At 54.7% G+C, this 18481-nt stretch carries 18 protein-coding genes; 15 read left to right on the top strand and 3 right to left on the bottom strand.

Features of this window, described 5'->3' with window-relative positions; genetic code table 11:
• Positions 1-44: 44 nt before the first annotated feature.
• The 7 genes from ABDW36_RS21230 to ABDW36_RS21260 all read left to right on the top strand — a co-directional run bounded on the left by ABDW36_RS21230 (position 45) and on the right by ABDW36_RS21260 (position 5792).
• Positions 45-518, top strand: coding sequence for a DinB family protein (locus ABDW36_RS21230; protein ID WP_343703935.1), 474 nt, complete (start codon positions 45-47; stop codon positions 516-518).
• Positions 515-1411 carry a hypothetical protein gene (locus ABDW36_RS21235; protein WP_343703936.1) on the top strand — a complete coding sequence of 299 codons (897 nt, stop codon included), beginning with the start codon at positions 515-517 and terminating at the stop codon, positions 1409-1411. The genes ABDW36_RS21230 and ABDW36_RS21235 overlap by 4 nt, the downstream gene beginning before the upstream one ends.
• A complete protein-coding gene (locus ABDW36_RS21240) occupies positions 1371-1871 on the top strand; it encodes a methylated-DNA--[protein]-cysteine S-methyltransferase (protein WP_343703937.1) in 501 nt (166 codons plus the stop codon). Before ABDW36_RS21235 ends, ABDW36_RS21240 begins: the two co-directional genes overlap by 41 nt.
• Positions 1872-2012: 141 nt before the next feature.
• Positions 2013-3440: a pyridoxal-dependent decarboxylase gene (locus ABDW36_RS21245; RefSeq protein WP_343703938.1), complete on the top strand. Its 1428-nt coding sequence runs from the start codon at positions 2013-2015 to the stop codon at positions 3438-3440.
• Between the two features lie 94 nt (positions 3441-3534).
• Complete coding sequence (locus tag ABDW36_RS21250; RefSeq protein WP_343703939.1) at positions 3535-4446, top strand: EamA family transporter; 912 nt, start codon at positions 3535-3537, stop codon at positions 4444-4446.
• The gene (locus ABDW36_RS21255) at positions 4430-5365 is read left to right on the top strand and encodes a GNAT family N-acetyltransferase (protein WP_343703940.1); all 936 of its coding nucleotides are present in this window, start codon (positions 4430-4432) and stop codon (positions 5363-5365) included. Before ABDW36_RS21250 ends, ABDW36_RS21255 begins: the two co-directional genes overlap by 17 nt.
• Positions 5352-5792, top strand: a complete 441-nt coding sequence (locus ABDW36_RS21260) for a GNAT family N-acetyltransferase (protein ID WP_343703941.1) — start codon at positions 5352-5354, stop codon at positions 5790-5792. Before ABDW36_RS21255 ends, ABDW36_RS21260 begins: the two co-directional genes overlap by 14 nt.
• Positions 5793-5911: 119 nt before the next feature.
• Here ABDW36_RS21260 and ABDW36_RS21265 read toward each other — a convergent pair whose 3' ends face one another.
• Positions 5912-6448 (bottom strand): hypothetical protein, encoded by a 537-nt coding sequence (locus ABDW36_RS21265; protein WP_343703942.1) that lies wholly within the window; start codon positions 6446-6448, stop codon positions 5912-5914.
• Positions 6449-6553: 105 nt separating this feature from the next.
• On the opposite strand from ABDW36_RS21265, the gene ABDW36_RS21270 reads away from it, so the two are divergent.
• Genes ABDW36_RS21270 through ABDW36_RS21285 form a run of 4 tightly spaced genes read left to right on the top strand, consistent with a single transcriptional unit; the run spans position 6554 to position 9787 of the window.
• Positions 6554-7111, top strand: a complete 558-nt coding sequence (locus ABDW36_RS21270) for an NUDIX hydrolase (RefSeq protein WP_343703943.1) — start codon at positions 6554-6556, stop codon at positions 7109-7111.
• Between the two features lie 19 nt (positions 7112-7130).
• Positions 7131-7907, top strand: coding sequence for a 23S rRNA (guanosine(2251)-2'-O)-methyltransferase RlmB (gene rlmB / locus ABDW36_RS21275; protein WP_343703944.1), 777 nt, complete (start codon positions 7131-7133; stop codon positions 7905-7907).
• Positions 7908-7942: 35 nt separating this feature from the next.
• Entirely contained in the window at positions 7943-8797 is an 855-nt protein-coding gene (locus tag ABDW36_RS21280) for a hydroxymethylglutaryl-CoA lyase (RefSeq protein ID WP_343703945.1), read from the top strand.
• A 12-nt stretch (positions 8798-8809) separates the two neighbouring features.
• On the top strand, positions 8810-9787 hold the full coding sequence (locus ABDW36_RS21285) for a GSCFA domain-containing protein (RefSeq protein ID WP_343703946.1): 978 nt from the start codon (positions 8810-8812) through the stop codon (positions 9785-9787).
• A gap of 69 nt (positions 9788-9856) precedes the next feature.
• Here the strand turns inward: ABDW36_RS21285 and ABDW36_RS21290 are convergent, their stop codons facing one another.
• On the bottom strand, positions 9857-11362 hold the full coding sequence (locus ABDW36_RS21290; RefSeq protein ID WP_343703947.1) for an MFS transporter: 1506 nt from the start codon (positions 11360-11362) through the stop codon (positions 9857-9859).
• 98 nt (positions 11363-11460) lie between these two features.
• On the opposite strand from ABDW36_RS21290, the gene ABDW36_RS21295 reads away from it, so the two are divergent.
• Positions 11461-13686 carry a patatin-like phospholipase family protein gene (locus ABDW36_RS21295; RefSeq protein ID WP_343703948.1) on the top strand — a complete coding sequence of 742 codons (2226 nt, stop codon included), beginning with the start codon at positions 11461-11463 and terminating at the stop codon, positions 13684-13686.
• A 9-nt stretch (positions 13687-13695) separates the two neighbouring features.
• Here the strand turns inward: ABDW36_RS21295 and ABDW36_RS21300 are convergent, their stop codons facing one another.
• On the bottom strand, positions 13696-14295 hold the full coding sequence (locus tag ABDW36_RS21300; RefSeq protein WP_343703949.1) for a tRNA-(ms[2]io[6]A)-hydroxylase: 600 nt from the start codon (positions 14293-14295) through the stop codon (positions 13696-13698).
• Positions 14296-14335: 40 nt separating this feature from the next.
• On the opposite strand from ABDW36_RS21300, the gene ABDW36_RS21305 reads away from it, so the two are divergent.
• From ABDW36_RS21305 to ABDW36_RS21315, 3 genes are read left to right on the top strand one after another with little or no spacing between them, the layout of a single operon-like run.
• Positions 14336-15448 carry an 8-amino-7-oxononanoate synthase gene (locus tag ABDW36_RS21305; protein ID WP_343703950.1) on the top strand — a complete coding sequence of 371 codons (1113 nt, stop codon included), beginning with the start codon at positions 14336-14338 and terminating at the stop codon, positions 15446-15448.
• A 47-nt stretch (positions 15449-15495) separates the two neighbouring features.
• Positions 15496-15987, top strand: coding sequence for a hypothetical protein (locus ABDW36_RS21310; RefSeq protein WP_343703951.1), 492 nt, complete (start codon positions 15496-15498; stop codon positions 15985-15987).
• 9 nt (positions 15988-15996) lie between these two features.
• Complete coding sequence (locus tag ABDW36_RS21315; RefSeq protein WP_343703952.1) at positions 15997-18402, top strand: penicillin acylase family protein; 2406 nt, start codon at positions 15997-15999, stop codon at positions 18400-18402.
• The last annotated feature ends 79 nt before the right edge of the window (positions 18403-18481 follow it).

The raw sequence follows: 18481 nt of genomic DNA on the forward strand, positions 1-18481 counted from the left end.
CTGGAATTTCCTAATTTCATTTTTCATTTAACCTGATTGCCGCCATGCCAAGATTACCATTTTCCGTAGACACCCGTTTCCGCACCCAGCACCTTTCCCTGGCTGAAATGACCGCCGATCTGCCGCAGGAGCACCTGCAGCGGGAAGTGCGCCCCGGCAAATGGACGGCGCTGGAGAACGCGGCGCACCTGGCGGTGTTCCACCCCGTGTATATGCAGCGTTTTAAACGGATACTGGAGGAAGACGAGCCCGTGTTTGAACGCTATGTGTGGGAAAACGATCCCCTCTTCGCCCAATATAAAAACGTACGCAATGCCGCACTGCTGGATGTTTACCGGAAAGACCGGGAGAGCATGATAGCGTTCATAGACGGGCTGGATGAAAAAGCGCTCCGCCGCCACGGTACACACCCTGCTTACGGGCGGTTTGACATCACACAGTGGGTGGAATTGTTCATCCTGCATGAAGCCCATCACCTGTTCACCATTTTCCAGCTGGTGCATACCAAATCATCATGATCACGCTACCCGTCACCGACTATAAACATTTCAACTTTGCCGAAAGCCTGCAGTTCCTCAACCGTTCCCCGCGGGAATGCCTGCATTATGTACGGAACGGCGCCGTGTACAAGCTGCTGGCCCCCCGCGGCAATCCTGTGCTGCTGCGGATAACGGAAGCCGCCGGCCAGGAAGCACTGACCGCCGAAGTGCTGCAGGGAGCAATAGATGCTAACGGCGAAGCATATATCGAAAGCTACATTAACCGTTGGCTGCACCTGGATGGCAGCATGCGGCCCTTCTACCGTTTTGCCGCCACGGATGCCCTGTTGGGCCCGCTGGTAGAGGAGTTCAGCGGGCTGCGGCTGGTGGGCATACCAGATCTTTTTGAGGCCATCACCTGGACCATCACCGGCCAGCAGATCAACCTGGCTTTTGCCTATACCATGAAGCAGCGGCTGGTGCAGGCCTTCGGGCATGCGGTAGAATGGGAGGGAGGCACGTATTACCTCTATCCGCACCCTGCCGTTATAGCCGTGCTGCGCCCTGAACACCTGATGCCCATGCAGTTTTCCCGCACCAAGGCAGAAGGCATCATCCGTATTGCACAGCTGATGGCCGGCGGGCATTTGAGTGAAGACATGCTGATGCAACTGCCGTATGAGCAGGCCCGTGATACCCTGTTGGCCATTAAAGGCATTGGCCCCTGGAGCGCCAATTATGTGCTCATGAAATTTGCGCAGCACCCGCAGGCATTGCCGCTGGAAGACGCCGGCCTGCACAATGCCCTGCGCCGCCGCCTGGGTCTGCCCGCCAAACCCGGCATACAGGAAGTAAAAAACATTACCCAACACTGGCAAAACCATGCAGCATATGCCACCTTCTACTGCTGGCGTTCCCTCTACGCCAAATGAGTACGCGCTCAGCATGCGTTCTCCCGTAGGCCGCCTGCTTGTCAGGGGTACAGCGGAATATATCAGCGCCGTATTGTTCACGGATGACGGGGAGGAGAGTGCGGATGCCCCGCCTTTGCTGCATGAATGCATCCGCCAGCTGCAGGAATATTTCGGGAAACAACGCCGCGTTTTTGAACTGCCCCTGCAACAACCCGGCACGCCTTTCCAGCAAACGGTATGGCATCAGCTCACCACCATTCCTTTTGGTGAAACTATCACCTACCTGGCCCTCGCAAAAAGGGTAGGCAATGTTAAAAGCATCCGCGCCGTAGGTACTACCAATGGCAAGAACAACCTGGCCATCATAGTGCCCTGCCACCGCGTGATTGGCAGTGGTGGCGAACTTACCGGTTATGCCGGTGGCTTATGGCGTAAACAGTGGCTGCTGGACCATGAGCGCGGCGGCCTGCTCTTCTGAATGACGAACCGCATTCGTCACGGATCACGGTTGCTTGTCAACCCATCTGATATGGTCAAAATTTACAAAACTGAATCTGTTTTTTTATACAGAAAAGCTTGAATTTTGTGTTGTCAAATTGAGACCTAACAACCGCGAACCATGAACGCAACATTCCGCCACGACCTCTTACAGTTGAATGAACTGCTTTCCCAAACAGCCGCTTATGCGGGCGGTTTCCTCTCCCGGATCAACGAGCTGAAAGTGAGTTTGCCGGTACCGGCCTTCCCGGCTACGGTACTGCCGGAAAAAGGCATGGGCGCCGCTGCTGCGCTGGAGCATTTTGACAACCGTTTTGGTGATTACCTCACCGGCAACGCCGGCCCCCGCTACTTCGGTTTTGTGACCGGCGGCGTTACGCCTGCGGCCCTGGCCGGGGATTGGCTTGCCAGTACTATTGATATGAACCCGGCAGACAAGTCCGCCGTGTCTTTCCATATAGAAACCGAAACACTTGACCTGCTGAAACAATTGTTCGGCCTGCCGGAAGAGTTCCTGGGCTGTTTTGTGAGCGGGGCCACCATGTCCAATTTTACAGGACTGGCCGCCGCGCGGCAGTGGCTGGGCAGGCAGCAGGGAGTGGATGTAGATACTGCCGGCGCAGGTGCACTGAAAGACGTAAAGGTATTGGCCGCCACGCCTCATTCCAGCATTGCCAAAGCATTATCCATGCTGGGCCTGGGCCGCAACGCCCTGGTGAAGCTGCCCACGTTGCCGGAGCGGGAAGCGGTAGATATCAACGCATTGAAAGCCTGGATAGCCGCGCACCCCGGCGAGCCCTTCATTTACGTGGCCAGTGCAGGCACGGTGAACACGGTAGACTTTGACGATATAGCCGCCATTGCGGAACTGAAAAAAGAACATGCTTTCTGGTTGCATGTAGACGCCGCTTTCGGCGGGTTTGCGGCCGCCAGTCCGAGATATAAACACCTGCTGCGCGGGTGGGAAGCGGCAGACAGCGTTACCATAGACGCCCATAAGTGGCTCAACGTGCCGTACGATGCGGCCATGATATTCACCCGTCATCCCTTGCTGCAGCTGGCCGTGTTCCAGAACGCGGGCGCAGCTTATCTGGGAGACCCCTCACAGCATTTCAATTACATCAACTACGCACCGGAAAACTCACGCCGCCTGCGCTCACTGCCCGCCTGGTTTTCACTGAAGGCTTACGGGGCCGAAGGTTACAGGGATATGGTGGAAGAGAACATACGGCTGGCCCAGCAACTGGGCGAACGCATCCGCAAAAGCGAACGTTTCCGCCTGCTGGCGCCCGTGCGCCTCTGCGTGGTATGTTTTACGCTGAGCCATGAAAAACGAATGCTGGCGGAGCATGTACAACTGTTCCTGCAAAAACTCAATATGCGGGGCGTGGTATATGTAACGCCTACCCAATACCAGGGGCTGCCGGCTTTAAGGGCGGCGCTGGTCAACTGGCGGACTACAGACCAGGACATTGACAAGGTGATGGACGAACTGGAAACCGTTGCTGCTGAAATAGCCCATCTTTCCGCCATCCTGGAGAATAATTGATTTAGAGGTTGATATTAGTAAAGGCGGCGGGTATCCACCCGTTGCTCGTTTTAACCTTGCCTTCTGTGAAGGAGCACCATATCAAAAACAAGTCATGAAAAAGAACAACATAAACGCTTATGTGGCATTGGTAATAGTGAGCATCTTCTGGGGTACCACCTACCTGGCCGCCAGAATAGGCGTACAACATATGCACGGCATGTTGCTGGCCGCCCTGCGGCAAACGGCCGCCGGCGTATTGCTCACAGGCTTCTTCCTGATACGGGGGTACAAGCTGCCGGAGCTGCCTGTGCTTTCCCGGCTTTTTGTAATAGGCGTGCTCATGCTCTGCGGCAGCAACGGGCTCATGACCTGGGCCATGGCCTACATCCCCAGCGGCATGGGGGCCATTATAGCCGCTACTGTGCCTATCTGGATCACCATTTTCAGCTACTTCCTGGTACAGCGCACCAAAATAACGGTGCAGCTGGTGCTGGGCATGGTCATCGGTCTGCTGGGCATCGGCGGTATCTTTTGCGATCACATCAGGGAACTGATGGACCCGCAGTACCGCTTCGGCATTATGCTCATCACCGCCGCCTGTGTGTTCTGGGCATTGGGCTCCGTGCTCACGGCCAAGTGGGCGCTGGGCGTCAACTACCTGTACGGCGCCGGTTTCCAGATGTTGTTCAGCGGCATCGTGATGCTGGTCATTTCCCTGTTCATGGGCCAGGCGCTGCATATCAGCAGTTTTACCGGGGAACTGTGGGGCAGCCTGCTGTACCTTATCTTCATCGGTTCCCTGCTGAGTTATTCCGCTTATGTATTCGCCCTGAACAATTTACCGCCTTCGCTCGTTTCCATTTATGCGTACATTAACCCTGTGGTGGCGGTAATTTTAGGCTGGCTCATACTCAGCGAAAAACTGAACTGGACAATTGGCGTTTCCTGCCTGGTAACCTTGCTGGGCGTATACCTCGTCAACAACGCATTTAACAAGAATAAAAGTTATGAACGCAGCAAATGATGCAAGGGTGCTGGCCTGGCACCCTGACTATCAGCCTTACTTCGAGCAGTTCAACAAGGCGTGGATCACCCGCAACTATACGCTGGAGCCAATTGACCGCGCCGTGCTGGAACACCCGCAGGAGCACATCCTGGCGCATGGGGGAGACATTATTTTTGTGGCCCTGGGTAACGACATGGCCGGTACCGTGGCCTACAAGCAGGTAGACGAGAACACCGTGGAAATGACGAAGATGGCGGTAGACGATGCTTTCCAGGGCCGCAAGCTAGGCTGGCTGCTGGCAAAGACCATTATGGAACGCGCGGCGCTGGCTGGTTATACCCGCATGATACTGTACTCCAACACCAAACAGGCGGCCGCCGTGGCCATGTACCGCAAGCTGGGTTTTGAAGAAATGGAGCTGGAAAGCGGCGGCTATGAACGGTGCAATATCAAAATGGGCATTGACCTGCCAGCACCGCCGTTAGCGGGGCTGGCCCGCGAGCTGCGCCATACAATTGCGCAGATGACGGAAAAGCTGCTGCGTTTTTCAGAAGAAGAGGCCGGCGCCCGGCCCTCCCCGGCCAAATGGAGCCGCAAGGAAATACTGGGCCACCTCATAGATTCCGCCGCCAACAATTACCCGCGCTTCATCCGCGCGCAGCATTCAGAATATTCCGAACTGCCCGGTTATAACCAGGACTTTTGGGTGGATGCCCGCCAATACCAGCACGAGCCCTGGCAGCAGCTGGTACTGCTCTGGAAAACGCTGAACCTGCACATTGCCGGGCTGCTGCCCCTCATACCTGCTGAAGCGCTGGGCCACATCTGCGTAATAGGCCCCGGCGCGCCGGTTACGCTGCAATACGTAGCGGAAGATTACCTGCGGCACATACATCATCATCTCAACCAAATATTTCCTGTTCATGCAAATTATTAAAGCAAGCGCCAGCCACCTGGCTCCTTTGGCCGCTCTCTTCGACGCCTACCGGCAGCATTATGAGCAGGCGCCAGACCTGGAAGGCGCCAAAGCCTACCTGGCAGCGCGTTTCGAGAACAATGACAGTGTGATCTACGTAGCGGAAGCAGAAGGCCAGCTGCTGGGTTTCACGCAGCTCTACCCGGTGTTTTCTTCCATTGGTATGAAAAAGGCGTGGATATTGAACGACCTGTTCGTAGACCCGCAACACCGCCGCAAAGGCGCGGCCCGCAAGCTGATAGGGGCATCCAGGGAACTGGGGCAGGGAACGGACGCGCGGTACATTATGCTGCAAACGCACATCACCAACACGCCGGCGCAGGCGCTATATGAAGATGAAGGGTTTAAGCGGGATGAGGAGTTTTACTATTATTATCTTTCCATTTAACCACCAATAGGGCGGGAGCGGAAACGCTCCCGTTGCTGTTTACAGCGGAAGCTCCTGCAGGTCTTGTGCCGCTTGAGGCCGCATTTTTGCGTGCAGCCCTCTCTGCCAACCTGGTTCCTTCAAAAAGTAAACCCTACCATAAATACGTTGGCAGCCGCCGGAAACTCTGTGTCAAAGGAGTGGGGCAGGGCCCGCTTGCCCTCATACCGCATATGGTACTCCCGGCGGATGTAGGAGGCAAACAGCCACACCTTGTCTGCCCGGTACTGGAACCCCAGCCCTGTACCAAAAAAGTGGCGGCCGTTTAGTTTGATGGGAATGGTCGAGCCCGTTTCTTCCCGGTAGGTGAGCGCATTTTCCTTGTTGTACAGCGGTTTGCCGAATTGCCCCAGGGCATAGGGAATGAACCGGCCTGCCGGGTATTTCAAGCGTACGTCAAAGTAGGCAGGTACCATCAGGGAGTTGCAGAAGCTGGTGATGTCTACCCCTGCGCCTACGCCTGCGTACTTGATGAAACCAAAGGAATTGACCAGTGAAATGCCGGCCTGGCTGTTGTGCAGCATGGCGCCCAGGTAGGCATTGCTGAAATTCTCTCTTCTCTGCGCAGTAGACACAAGGGGGCCCAGGAGTAACAGTATGAGGTAAAGTTTTTTCATTAGCATCTTGTTTATCTGAACAATAACCTGATGGACTAATTTTGGTCGGGCGAACGAAATTGAAATCTTGTATAAATATATCGCTTTTTCCACGTTCTTTGTTCAATGGAACAACAACAAAATCCCTGGCAGATCAAGGCATCTGCGCTGCAGTATGACAACCGCTGGATCAGTGTTACGGAACACCAGGTGATCAACCCCTCCGGCGGACCGGGCATTTACGGGGTGGTAAACTTCAAGAACCTTGCTATTGGCGTACTGGCGATGGATGAGGAACAAAATACCTGGCTGGTAGGGCAATACCGCTTTGCCCTGGAAGCCTATAGCTGGGAAATTCCCGAAGGAGGAGGCCCCCTGGGGCAAGACCCGCTGGCCTCCGCCAAGAGGGAGCTGCTGGAAGAAACCGGGCTGGTAGCCAGCCAGTGGGACCTCATTGTACAGCTGCACCTCTCCAACTCCGTGTCAGACGAGTTTGGCATGGTGTACCTGGCCCGCGGCCTGGAGCAGCGGGAGCCCCAGCCGGAAGAAACGGAACAGCTGGCCATTCTCCGCCTGCCCTTTGAAAAAGCCTACCAGATGGTAAAAAAACACGAGATCACAGATTCCCTCTCTGTGGCGGCCATTCAAAAGATTAAACTCATGATGCTGGAAGGGGAGCTTTGATGCGTTATCTTTGCCGCTGATGAACAATCGATTTAAACCTTCGCCGCCGAAACCGAAACAATCAGCCCTGATCATTGGCCGCCAGCCCCTGCTGGAAGCCATGCGCTCAGGGAAGGCCATTGAACGGATCTACCTGCTGAAAACCGCCACGGGAGATATTATTCCCCAGATCCGCCAGCTGGCCGCGGAGCAGCGCATTCCCATCAACACCGTACCGGTAGAAAAGCTCAACAGCCTCACCCAGGCCAATCACCAGGGAGTAGTGGCCATCACGGCCAAAGTGGCTTATCTTGACCTGCAGGACGTGATCTCTCACGTAACAGACAAGGGCGAAACACCGCTTTTCCTCATCCTGGACGGTATTACAGACGTACGGAACATTGGCGCCATTGCCCGCAGCGCAGTTTGCTGCGGCGCACAGGCCATTATTATACCAGACAAGGGCATTGCCGCCCTTAATGAAGAAGCCCTCAAATCTTCCGCCGGCGCCCTGGAAAAAATTGCCGTGTGCCGGGTGAACAGCCTGCTGAAGGCCATTGACACCCTGCACCTCAACGGTATACAGGTAGTGGCCAGCGAAATGGAGGCAAAGGAAACCCTGGTTAACCTGCCCTGGACGGAACCGGTGGCCGTAATCATGGGTTCGGAAGATAAAGGCGTGTATCCGGCGCTGCTGAAAGCCGCAGACCGGCAGTTTTATATTCCCATGCAGAACAGTTTCGAGTCTTTCAACGTGTCCGTTGCCGCAGGTATTATTTTGTATGAGGCCATGAAACAACGGATGCAGGCAGGGTGAAACCTGTTTTGCCAGGTATTTAAAAAACCAGAGAAATGAAATTCATAGAGTGCCCCCGGGATGCCATGCAGGGCTGGCCGCACCAGATCAGCACTGCCGCCAAAACGGACTACCTCAACGCTTTGATGGAGGTAGGCTTTGATACGCTTGATTTCGGCAGTTTCGTTTCACCAAAGGCCGTTCCCCAGATGGCAGACACCGCCGCCGTGCTGAAAGGCCTGCGCCCCAACGGCAAAACCAGGCTGCTGGCCATTGTGGCCAATGTGCGGGGAGCGGAAGAAGCGGTAGGCTACGATGCCATTGACTACCTGGGCTTTCCTTTTTCCCTCTCGGAAACCTTCCAGCTCCGTAATACCAATAAAACCATTGAACAATCCCTGGCCGAAGTGCAAACCATGCAGGAGCTGTGTATCAAGAACAGCAAACAACTGGTGGTATACCTGTCCATGGGTTTCGGCAACCCTTACGGAGACCCGTACAGTCCGGAGATAGTATTGCAGTGGGCAGACACCTTTGCCGGCATGAACATCGGCATTCTCTCCCTGGCAGATACGGTGGGCGTAGCGGAACCGGCCAATATTGCCACCCTGTTTTCCCGTCTCATTCCCGCTTACCCTGATATTGAATTTGGCGCGCACTTCCATTCCACGCCCTACGCCTGGGAAGAAAAGATTTCCGCCGCCTATAACAACGGCTGCCGCCGCTTTGACAGTGCGCTGAAAGGTATTGGCGGTTGTCCCATGGCGCAAGATGAGCTGGTAGGCAACATTGCCACGGAAAACCTGGCTGCCTGGTGCGCCCGCCAGCAGATACCCATGCCTTTTCATATGACAGACATACTGGACGCCGTACAGAAAGCGGAGCGGCTGTTTCATAAAGATTTGATTTGATAACTTCGCAGCATGAACTTCAGAATGACCTTCCCGGTAGCGCCGCTGGAACCCTCCGTGCAATACGCAGATAAAATGCTGCTGGCAGGCTCCTGCTTTGCCGAAGAAATAGGCGGGCGGTTGCAGCAGCACAAGTTCAACGTGCTGGTAAACCCCAACGGCATCCTGTTCAACCCGCTGAGCATTGCTCAAAGCCTGCAAGGGTATATGGATGGGCGGCGGTATACGGAGGCAGACCTGTTCATGCATGAAGACCTCTGGCACAGCTGGGACCATCATTCCCGTTTCTCCGGCCCTGACCGGGAAGCCGTACTGGCCGGCATCAATGATTCCCAGGCCGCGGCCAGCCAAAGGCTGAAGGAGGCAGACTGGCTGGTGATCACCCTTGGCTCCGCTTATGTATACGTACTGAAAGAAACTGGTAACATCGTAGCCAACTGTCATAAAGTACCGGAAGCATCTTTTTACAAAAGGCTGTTGTCTGCAGACGAGATCATTGCCGCGTTGGATAATATGATGCATCGCCTTTTCTTCTCCAACCGCAAGGTGAACATCCTCTTTACTGTAAGCCCCGTGCGCTATCTGCGGGACGGGGTGGTGGAAAACAACCTGAGCAAAGCCATCCTGCTACAGGCCGTGCATCACCTGGTCAATAAATTTGACCGGCTGTTTTATTTCCCTGCCTACGAGCTGGTGATAGACGACCTGCGGGATTACCGTTTCTACAAAGAAGACCTGGTACACCCCAACGAGCTGGCCATTCAATATGTATGGCAACACTTCACCACCGCCTGCCTGCACCCCGATGCGCAGCAGCTGGAAAAACAGGTAGCAGACATCCTCCGTGCGCGGCAGCACCGCCCATTCAACCCGCAAACGCCGCAGCACCGACAGTTTCTGGCGGCGTATGCACGAAAAGTGAAAGCTTTGTCGGAGGCGCATCCTTACCTGGAGATGAGCAGCGAGTGGGAATATTTCAGCGGGCAATAAGAAAGACAATATTAAAGCAAAGGCCGCCTCCTGCAATAGGGGCGGCCTTTGTATTTACCGTCAACGGACTTAGACTTCCGGTACTTCCGCATATCCGTCTGCCGTCTTTTTCTCTTTGATAAATATTACACCCACTACCAGGCAGATCAGCGCAATGGCCACCGGGTATACCAGCCCCGCCAGGTGGTTGCCTGTTTTCTGAACCATGAGCGTAGCAATGGCCGGCAACAGCCCGCCAAACACGCCGTTGCCGATGTGGTACGGCAGGCTCATGGAGGTATAACGGATGCGGGTAGGGAAGAGCTCCACCAGGAATGCGGCAATGGGGCCGTATACCATGGTTACGAATATCACCTGTATCAGCACCAGCACAATCAGCCAGATGAGGTTGTTGGTGCCTACTTTCACTTCTTTTTTCACCTCTTTTTTGTCTTTGGTGACGGTGGTTATTTCTTTCACCACGGTGCTGTCTGAATACGTACGGATCTTGGCGGATCTTTCTATGGTGCTGCCGTCTTCCTGCGGCACCAGGGAGCTCTCTACGCGGTACATGGAAGTGACTTCCTGTTTGGCGGAGAGGTCTACCGTTTTGTCCATTGCGTTATAAATAGGGAAATACGCCAGCGCCGCAATGAACATGCCCGTCATCATGATCTTTTTCCGGCCTATTTTGTCAGACAGGTGGCCGAAGTAAATGAAGAAAGGTGTGCCGATGAGCAGCGCTATGGCAATGATCACATTGCTCTGCACAAAATCTATATGCATGGTGCTTTGCAGGAAGGAAAGCGCGTAGAACTGGCCGGTGTACCATACCACGCCTTGCCCCATGGCGGCGCCGAACAGCGCTAGCAGCACCAGCTTCAGGTTTTCTTTATTGCCGAAGCTTTCTTTGAGCGGGTTCTTGGAGGTTTTGCCTTCTTTTTTCAGCTGCGTGAACAAGGGGGACTCATGCAGCTTGATGCGGATGTAGTAGCTCATCAGCACCAGGAAGATGCTCAGCCAGAAGGGAATGCGCCAGCCCCAGTCGTTAAACGCCTCAGCGCTCATGCTGGTACGGGTGGCCAGTATCACGCCCAGGGATACGAACAGGCCCAGCGTGGCCGTGGTCTGGATGAAGCTGGTGTAATAGCCGCGGCGGTGGGCAGGGGAGTGCTCTGCTACGTAGGTGGCCGCGCCGCCATATTCTCCACCCAGCGCAAGGCCCTGCGCCAGCCGCAATATCAGTACCAGTATAGGCGCTACCAGGCCAATGGTCTTGTAACCTGGAATAAGGCCAATGGCAAAGGTGGAGCCGCCCATGATGAGCAGCGTGAGCAGGAAAGTATATTTCCTCCCCACCATATCGCCCAGCCGGCCAAACACAATGGCGCCAAAGGGGCGCACAATGAAACCCACGGCAAAAGTGGCCAGGGTGGCTATATACGCAAGGGTGGGATTGCTGTCGGGAAAGAATTTTTCAGACAATATCAGGGAAAGACTGCCGAAGATGTAGAAGTCGTACCATTCTATCAATGTCCCGGCAGAAGACGCAAATATCACCTGCCAGATGTTCTGATGCTGTTTCGTGGAGCTCATAAAGTCAAATTGTTATCCCGAAAAGATAGAAAAATACTTTAATAATTTATGCATCCGTAAAATCCTTTATCTTTATTATACAAGGACAGTTAAGCCGCATGCGTCGTATTTTTGTTATTCTTATCCTGCTGATTTTAACCTATCCCTCCAGCCTATACGCCCAGAGACCGGGGGTAGGGCTCACCCTGAGCGGGGGCGGGGCCAAGGGCCTGGCCCATATTGGCATACTACAGGCTATAGACAGCGCCGGGCTGAAAATAGATTATGTGACCGGCACCAGCATGGGCAGCATTGTAGGCGGTTTATACGCCATTGGCTACTCCGGGGATTCCATTGAGCACATGGCCCGAAAGCTCGACTGGAACTCCCTCTTCTCCAATCAGCCCACCATGGACGATATCAGTTTCGAGGAACGTGCCGAATACAACCGCTATATGGTGGAGGTGCCCTTTGAATATGGCAAGCCCAAGCTTACTTCCGGCGTTATTTCCGGGCAGCAGCTCTGGCTGGAGCTGGCTGCCATGTGCTGGCCCGCGCGGGATGTGAAAGACTTCTCCAAATTCAGCATCCCTTTCAAATGTATAGCTACAGACGTGGCCACCGGTGAAATTGTGACGCTGGACAGCGGGGAGATCGTTTCGTGTATGCGTGCCAGTATGGCTATTCCTTCCATTTTCACGGCCGTGAGGATAGACGGGAGAAAGCTGGTAGACGGCGGGGTGGTGCGCAATTTTCCCACCATCACGGCCAAAGAGATGGGGGCAGACATCATCATCGGCTCCAGCGTAAGCGGCGGGCTGGCCAAGGCTGATGAGCTGGTAACGCCCATCGACATTATTTACCAGCTGGGATTTTATAAAGACGCGGAAGATTTCAAGGAAGCCCGTAAAATAACGGACATTTACATAGAGCCCAACCTCAAAGGTTATGGCGCCGCCAGCTTCGGCAGCGTAGACTCCATTATAGAGCTGGGCAAAAGAAAAGGCCGGGAAATGTACCCCGTGTTTAAACGCCTGGCAGATTCCCTGAACGCCCTGTACCCGCAGCCGCCGCCACCTAAAAACCGCGTGCCCGTGGTGCCTGATATTGAAATTGCAGACATTACCATACGCGGCCTGTTGCATTCTGATGAAAAGTTTTTCCGCGGCAGGCTCAACCTCAAGCCTGGCGGTTGCTACACCCCGCAAAAAATACGGGAGGCAGTGGTGAACGTGTACGGCACCCGCTTCTACAAGCAGATCACCTATCACCTGAACCCGCTGGGCTATGGTAAAAGCGAACTGGAAATTGACGTGGAAGAAAACCCGCTCACTTACGTAAAATTTGCCCTGCATTATAATACGTTCACCAATGTAAGCGCCATCATCAACATCACCCAGCGCAATTTCATTGTGCCCAACTCCCGCGCCTATGTAACTGCTGCCATCAGTGAGAACCCGCGGCTGCGCGGGGAATATTTCAAGTATTTGGGCCGCAAGCGGAACGTTGGTTTCGGGCTGGGAGCGTACTATGAGAACAATCCCCTCAATTATTACGATAATTTCAAGAAAATACAGGAGTACCGTAACAAATACGCGGCCGTAGACATTCATATGCAATATATGCTGAACCGCGTAATGGCCGTAGGGATAGGCACGCGGTGGGAGTACATCCGCCTGAAACCCAGCCTGAGCCCGTACATTGAGGTAGACGGCAATACCAACCAGCTCAATTCTTTCTTTTATTACGGCCTCAGCACCATTAACCGCAAGATGTACCCTACCAGGGGGGCGCAGATCACGCTGGAGGCCAGCACCATACACAACCAGAACCCCACCTTTGTTATGCGCAATACAGACGGTGCGGAGCTGAATCTTGACAGCCTGGGTTTCCGTTTCAACAACTATCAGCGTGCCCTCCTGAAAATGAACTATTATTTCCCGCTGGGCCGTAAAAATACCTTTAACCTGAACCTGTACGCCGGTGTGAGCTACAATTACAACCAGGAGCTGGTGAATGATCTTTTTATTGGCGGTCTCACTGACTTCAGCCGCAACCAGATACCCTTTGTAGGGCTCTATGACGGGGAAATGAATACCTCACAGGTAGGGTCTGTACAACTGGCCTGGCAATATGAGGCATTGAAGAATATTTTTGTAATACCCCGTGCTTCCGCCGCTATCTTTAACAGGCAAAGGTTGGTGCCCGTTTTTGACAATGTGCTTACCGGCTATGGCATCACCCTTGGTTACAGTACCCGCCTGGGGCCGCTGGAAGGTACATTGATGTATAGTGACCAGGCTAAATACCTGAAAGCGTATGTGAACCTGGGGTTCCATTTCTGAGGGAGAGCGTCAATGCATCCTGTCACCCCGCACTTCCAGGGTCTTGATCATGTCTGCTTCATAAGCCAGCCATTCCTGCCAGCGTTTTTTCACTTTTTCTTCCGGCAGGTATTCGTTGGCAAGATCGATGAACAGGCGGTAGTGGCCTGCTTCAGACACCATGAATTTATAGTAGAACTGGCGGAGGTATTCATCTTCCAGCCCTTCGCTCAGCAGGCGGAACCGCTCGCAGCTGCGCGCTTCAATGAGCGCGAATATCAGCAGCCTGTCCAGCAGCACGTCTGCCGGGGAGCCGCCCTTTTGCTGAAAGGCCATGAGGGCATTCACATAATCATCTTTCCGCTGCTTGCCGAGCGTAAAGCCGCGTTTCTTCATTTCCGCCAGTACCTGCCTGAAATGCCCCCATTCTTCCGTTACGATAGGCGCCAGCTCTTCCACCAGCCGCTGTTTTTCCGGGTACCGCTGAATCAGTGAAATGCATGAAGTGGCCGCTTTCTGCTCGCAAAAAGCATGGTCTGTCAGCACTTCTTCCAGTGAAATAGCGGCCAGGTTCACCCAGCGCGGGTCTGTGGGTAACTTCAGGCCGAGTATTGAAACTTTACTGCTCATACGGTGTTGATATTGGAGCACAAAGTTATAGATTTGGACCATGCAAAAGGAGGACTTTCTGGAAGCCGCCCTTCAGCGGCGGCGTGAGCAGCATGCTTTCCGGCAACTGCGCCTGCCCGGCCAGCAGGTTGATTTCTGTTCTAATGATTACCTGGGCCTGGCCCGCAGCGAGCGTGTGCAGGAAGAGGCGCTCACCATTTGCCGGCAGCTGCCGCAGGTGCATGGCAGCGGCGGTTCCCGCCTGCTGGCCGGCAATTATGAGCTGGCGGAGAAAGCAGAAGAAGTGCTGGCAGCTTTCCACAACGCTCCCGCAGGCCTCCTCTATAATTCCGGTTACGATGCCAACCTGGGCCTCTTTTCCTGCGTACCGCAGAAGGGGGATACCATTGTGTATGACCAGCTGATACATGCCTCCATCCGTGACGGCATACGGCTGTCTGCCGCGCAGGCCTATTCTTTTCAGCATAACAGCCTGGAAGACCTGCAGAAGAAGCTGCAGAACGCCGCCGGTACCCGCACGTTTGTGGCCGTGGAGTCTGTCTATTCTATGGATGGTGACCTGGCCCCGCTAAAAGAGATCAGCCGGCTTTGCCGGCAGCATGGCGCCTTGCTGATAGTGGACGAAGCCCACGCCACCGGCGTGGTGGGGGAAAAGGGAGAGGGCCTCGTACAGGCGTTGCGGTTAGAAGACCGCTGTTTTGCCCGCGTGCATACCTTTGGCAAGGCTGTTGGCTGCCACGGCGCCATTGTGCTGGGTTCAGCCATATTGCGCAGTTATCTTGTCAACTTTTCCCGTTCTTTCATTTATACTACTGCATTGCCGCCCCAGGCCGTGGCCGTTATACTGGCCGCTTACAGCATTTTCCCTGATATGCGGCAGGAGCGGCAGCAGCTACAGCAGCTTATACAGCAATTCAGGGCGGCCGTGCCCCCGGAGCGGCGGCTGGAGAGTGAAACGCCCATACAGGTGGTAATGGCCCCCGGCAACGAGGCCGCCCGCGGATTGGCACAGCGCTTGCAAGAAGTAGGGTTAGACGTGCGCGCCATCCTGCACCCTACGGTGCCCCGCGGAGGGGAGCGGCTGCGGGTGGTACTGCACAGTTTTAATACGGAAACCGAAGTGGCCAGGCTGACCGGAACTATTTTTACCTAAAAGGCGTATATTAACAATGATTTCTCACCCTTCTAAAACTGTTTTTTATGGACATTCACCCTGTTTGGAAAAAAGTGTTGGAAGAGCTCGATATCTGTAGCTGGTACAACTCGCTGCTGGCGGAGTACCAGGGTACACCGGCCTTTGCAGACCACAGCATTACGGAAGCACATGAAATGATCAGGGAGTTTGGGTATGAAAAAACGACCTATGATGCCAAAAGCGCCGTTTACACCGTAGAAGTGCTGGAAGAAGTACGCACCGTAAAAGGCCTTGGCTCCGGCATTGCCATTTCCCTGAAAGACGGGCTCATAGATGTGGCCATGGTATTTGACCTGGACCATGACGTGAAGGAAGGCGGCAAGCTGAACCGCCTGTGTGAAGTAATGGACCAGCCGCCGTCGCCGGGCAAGCCGTCTTTCACCAATTACAAGGAGTTGTACGCCCTGCTGAAAAAGATTTTTGCCAAGTATGACGAAATCAGCAACAAGGTAATAGACCTGTACCTGGAAGAGCCGGCTTCGCTGTCTCGCCTATAACCATCCTCTATGAGATTGATCCCCCTCGTTTTTACGATAGCGCTCGTATGGGCGCTCAACCACAAATGGGGCAGCCTGCCCGCGCTGGGCATGCTCCTTAGCCCGCAACACGGTTTCTGGCAGCATGCAGAACCGCTGGCTGTGGAAGCGGAAGAACAACTGGTTATTCCCGGTCTGAAAGGCGCCGCCCAGGTATGGTTTGATGACCGGATGGTAGCCCATGTATTTGCCGCGCAGGAGCAGGACGCCTATTTTGTTCAAGGCTACCTGCACGCCAAAAACCGCCTCTGGCAAATGGAGCTGCAAACCTACGCCGCCGGCGGCCGCCTCTGTGAAATATTGGGCCCCGGCCTGTTGCAGTATGACCGCCGCAAGCGCCGTGAAGGCATGGTGTACGCTGCTGAAAAAGCCGTGTCCGCCATCGAGGCAGACCCGGTTTCAAAAATGCAGAGTGATGCCTATACCGCCGGCGTAAACGCCTATATAAAGGAATTGCGCCCCCGCCAGTACCCGCTGGAGTACAAGTTGCTGGGCTACGCCCCAGAACCCTGGAGCAACCTGAAAACGGCCCTGCTCATCAAGTATATGAGCTACGACCTGGCCTCCAGCGCGGATGACCTCGAGTACACCAATGCCCGCCAGCTCTACAGCAAGGCAGACTTTGACCGGATGTACCCTGATTTTACGGACCAGCAGGCCCCCATCATCCCTGCCGGCACGCCTTTTCCAGCGCCCACCGTGCGCGCTGTGGCGCCGCCAGACAGCCTGCTGGGTAAAATTTACAAGGTGCAGGCCGCTGTGCAGGACAGGGATAAAGGCAGTAACAACTGGGCCGTTTCCGGCAGCAAAACCCGCTCAGGCGCGCCCATTCTCTGTAACGACCCGCACCTGGAGCTGGGCCTGCCCTCGCTCTTCTACGAAATGCAGATCAAAACCCCCAATATGAACGTGTATGGCGTGTCCCTCCCCGGCGCGCCCGGCATCATCATCGGGTTTAACGACCATATTGGCTGGGGGCTTACCAACGGCTATATGGACGTGCTGGACTTTTACCGCATGCAGTTCCGCAACGGCAAAAAAGAATACCGCTTCAACGGCGCCTGGCGCCCCGCCAGCCTGAGGGTGGAGGAAATCAAGGTACGCGGCCAGCAGCCGTATATGGACACCGTGGCCTACACCGTATGGGGCCCTGTGCTGTACGACAATACCTTCCCCGATCTGAAATCTCATGAAGCCTTCCTGGCCATGCGGTGGACGGCACACGACCCCTCTAACGAACTATTGAGCATTTACCGTCTCAACCACGCCCGTAACTACAGTGACTACCTGAAGGCCATGGAACTGTGGAACTGCCCCGCCCAGAACTTTGTATTTGCCGGTAAAGACTCCGGAGACATTGCCATCTGGCACAACGGCCGCCATCCGTTGCGGTGGCAAGACCAGGGCAAATTTGTGATGCCCGGTTCAGACAGCACTTATGCCTGGCAGGGCTTCATTCCCCAGGCGGAAAACCCGCACAGCTACAACCCTGCGGAGGGATTTGTCAGCTCCGCCAACCAGGCCGCCACAGACAGCACTTATCCTTATCATATGTTCGGCTACTACGACCTGTTCCGCGGTATGCGCATCAAGGAGCGGTTAAGCGCCATGCAGGGCATTACGCCGGAAGATATGATGACGTTGCAAAAAGACAACAAGAACCGCCTGGCGGAGGCCGCATTGCCGTTCCTGAGCCAGTACATGAATGCCGCGGAACTCACCGCTCCGCAGCGGGAATACTGGAAAACCATCTTTGCCTGGGATGCCGTCAGCTCCCCGGAAAGCAAGGGCGCCACGCTGTTCCTGCTCTGGTGGGAGCAGCTGGAGAAACAGATATGGGATGATGATTTGGTACGTGACAGCATTGCCTTGGTGCGGCCGCTGGAGAAAACCACTCTCTTCTGGCTGATGCGGGACAGTGCCATGCATTTTGTAGACAACGTGCATACCCCGCAGCGTGAAACCCTGCAGGATGCGGTGCAAACCGCCTTCCGGCTGGCAGCGGACTCTGCCGCCATTCTCGACAAGGCCGGCAAACTGCCGCTGGGCAAGTTCCGCGGTACAGACATAAGGCATCTCTCCCGCAGCCTGCCCGCGCTGAGCCGCATGGGCCTCAACACCGGCGGTGGCCGCCACATCATCAACGCTACCAAAAAAACAACCGGCCCATCCTGGAGAATGGTGGTGGAGCTGGGCAAGGAAACGCGGGCCTGGGGCATTTATCCCGGTGGGCAAAGCGGTAATCCCGGCAGCCGGTATTATGATAACATGGTAGATGATTGGGTAGCAGGAAAATATTATTCGCTGCGTTTATATGACGAACGAAAATCACCAGAAGGCATTGTAAAGAAAATATTTTTTGCGCCTGGAACGTAGAGTAGGAGAGGGTTTGAGAGGATGTGTCAATTTTATTTATTGAAATATTTGGCGAAAATAATTTAATACATATCTTTGC

The sequence above is a fragment of the Chitinophaga sp. genome (genome assembly GCF_039596455.1).
Classification (GTDB): domain Bacteria; phylum Bacteroidota; class Bacteroidia; order Chitinophagales; family Chitinophagaceae; genus Chitinophaga.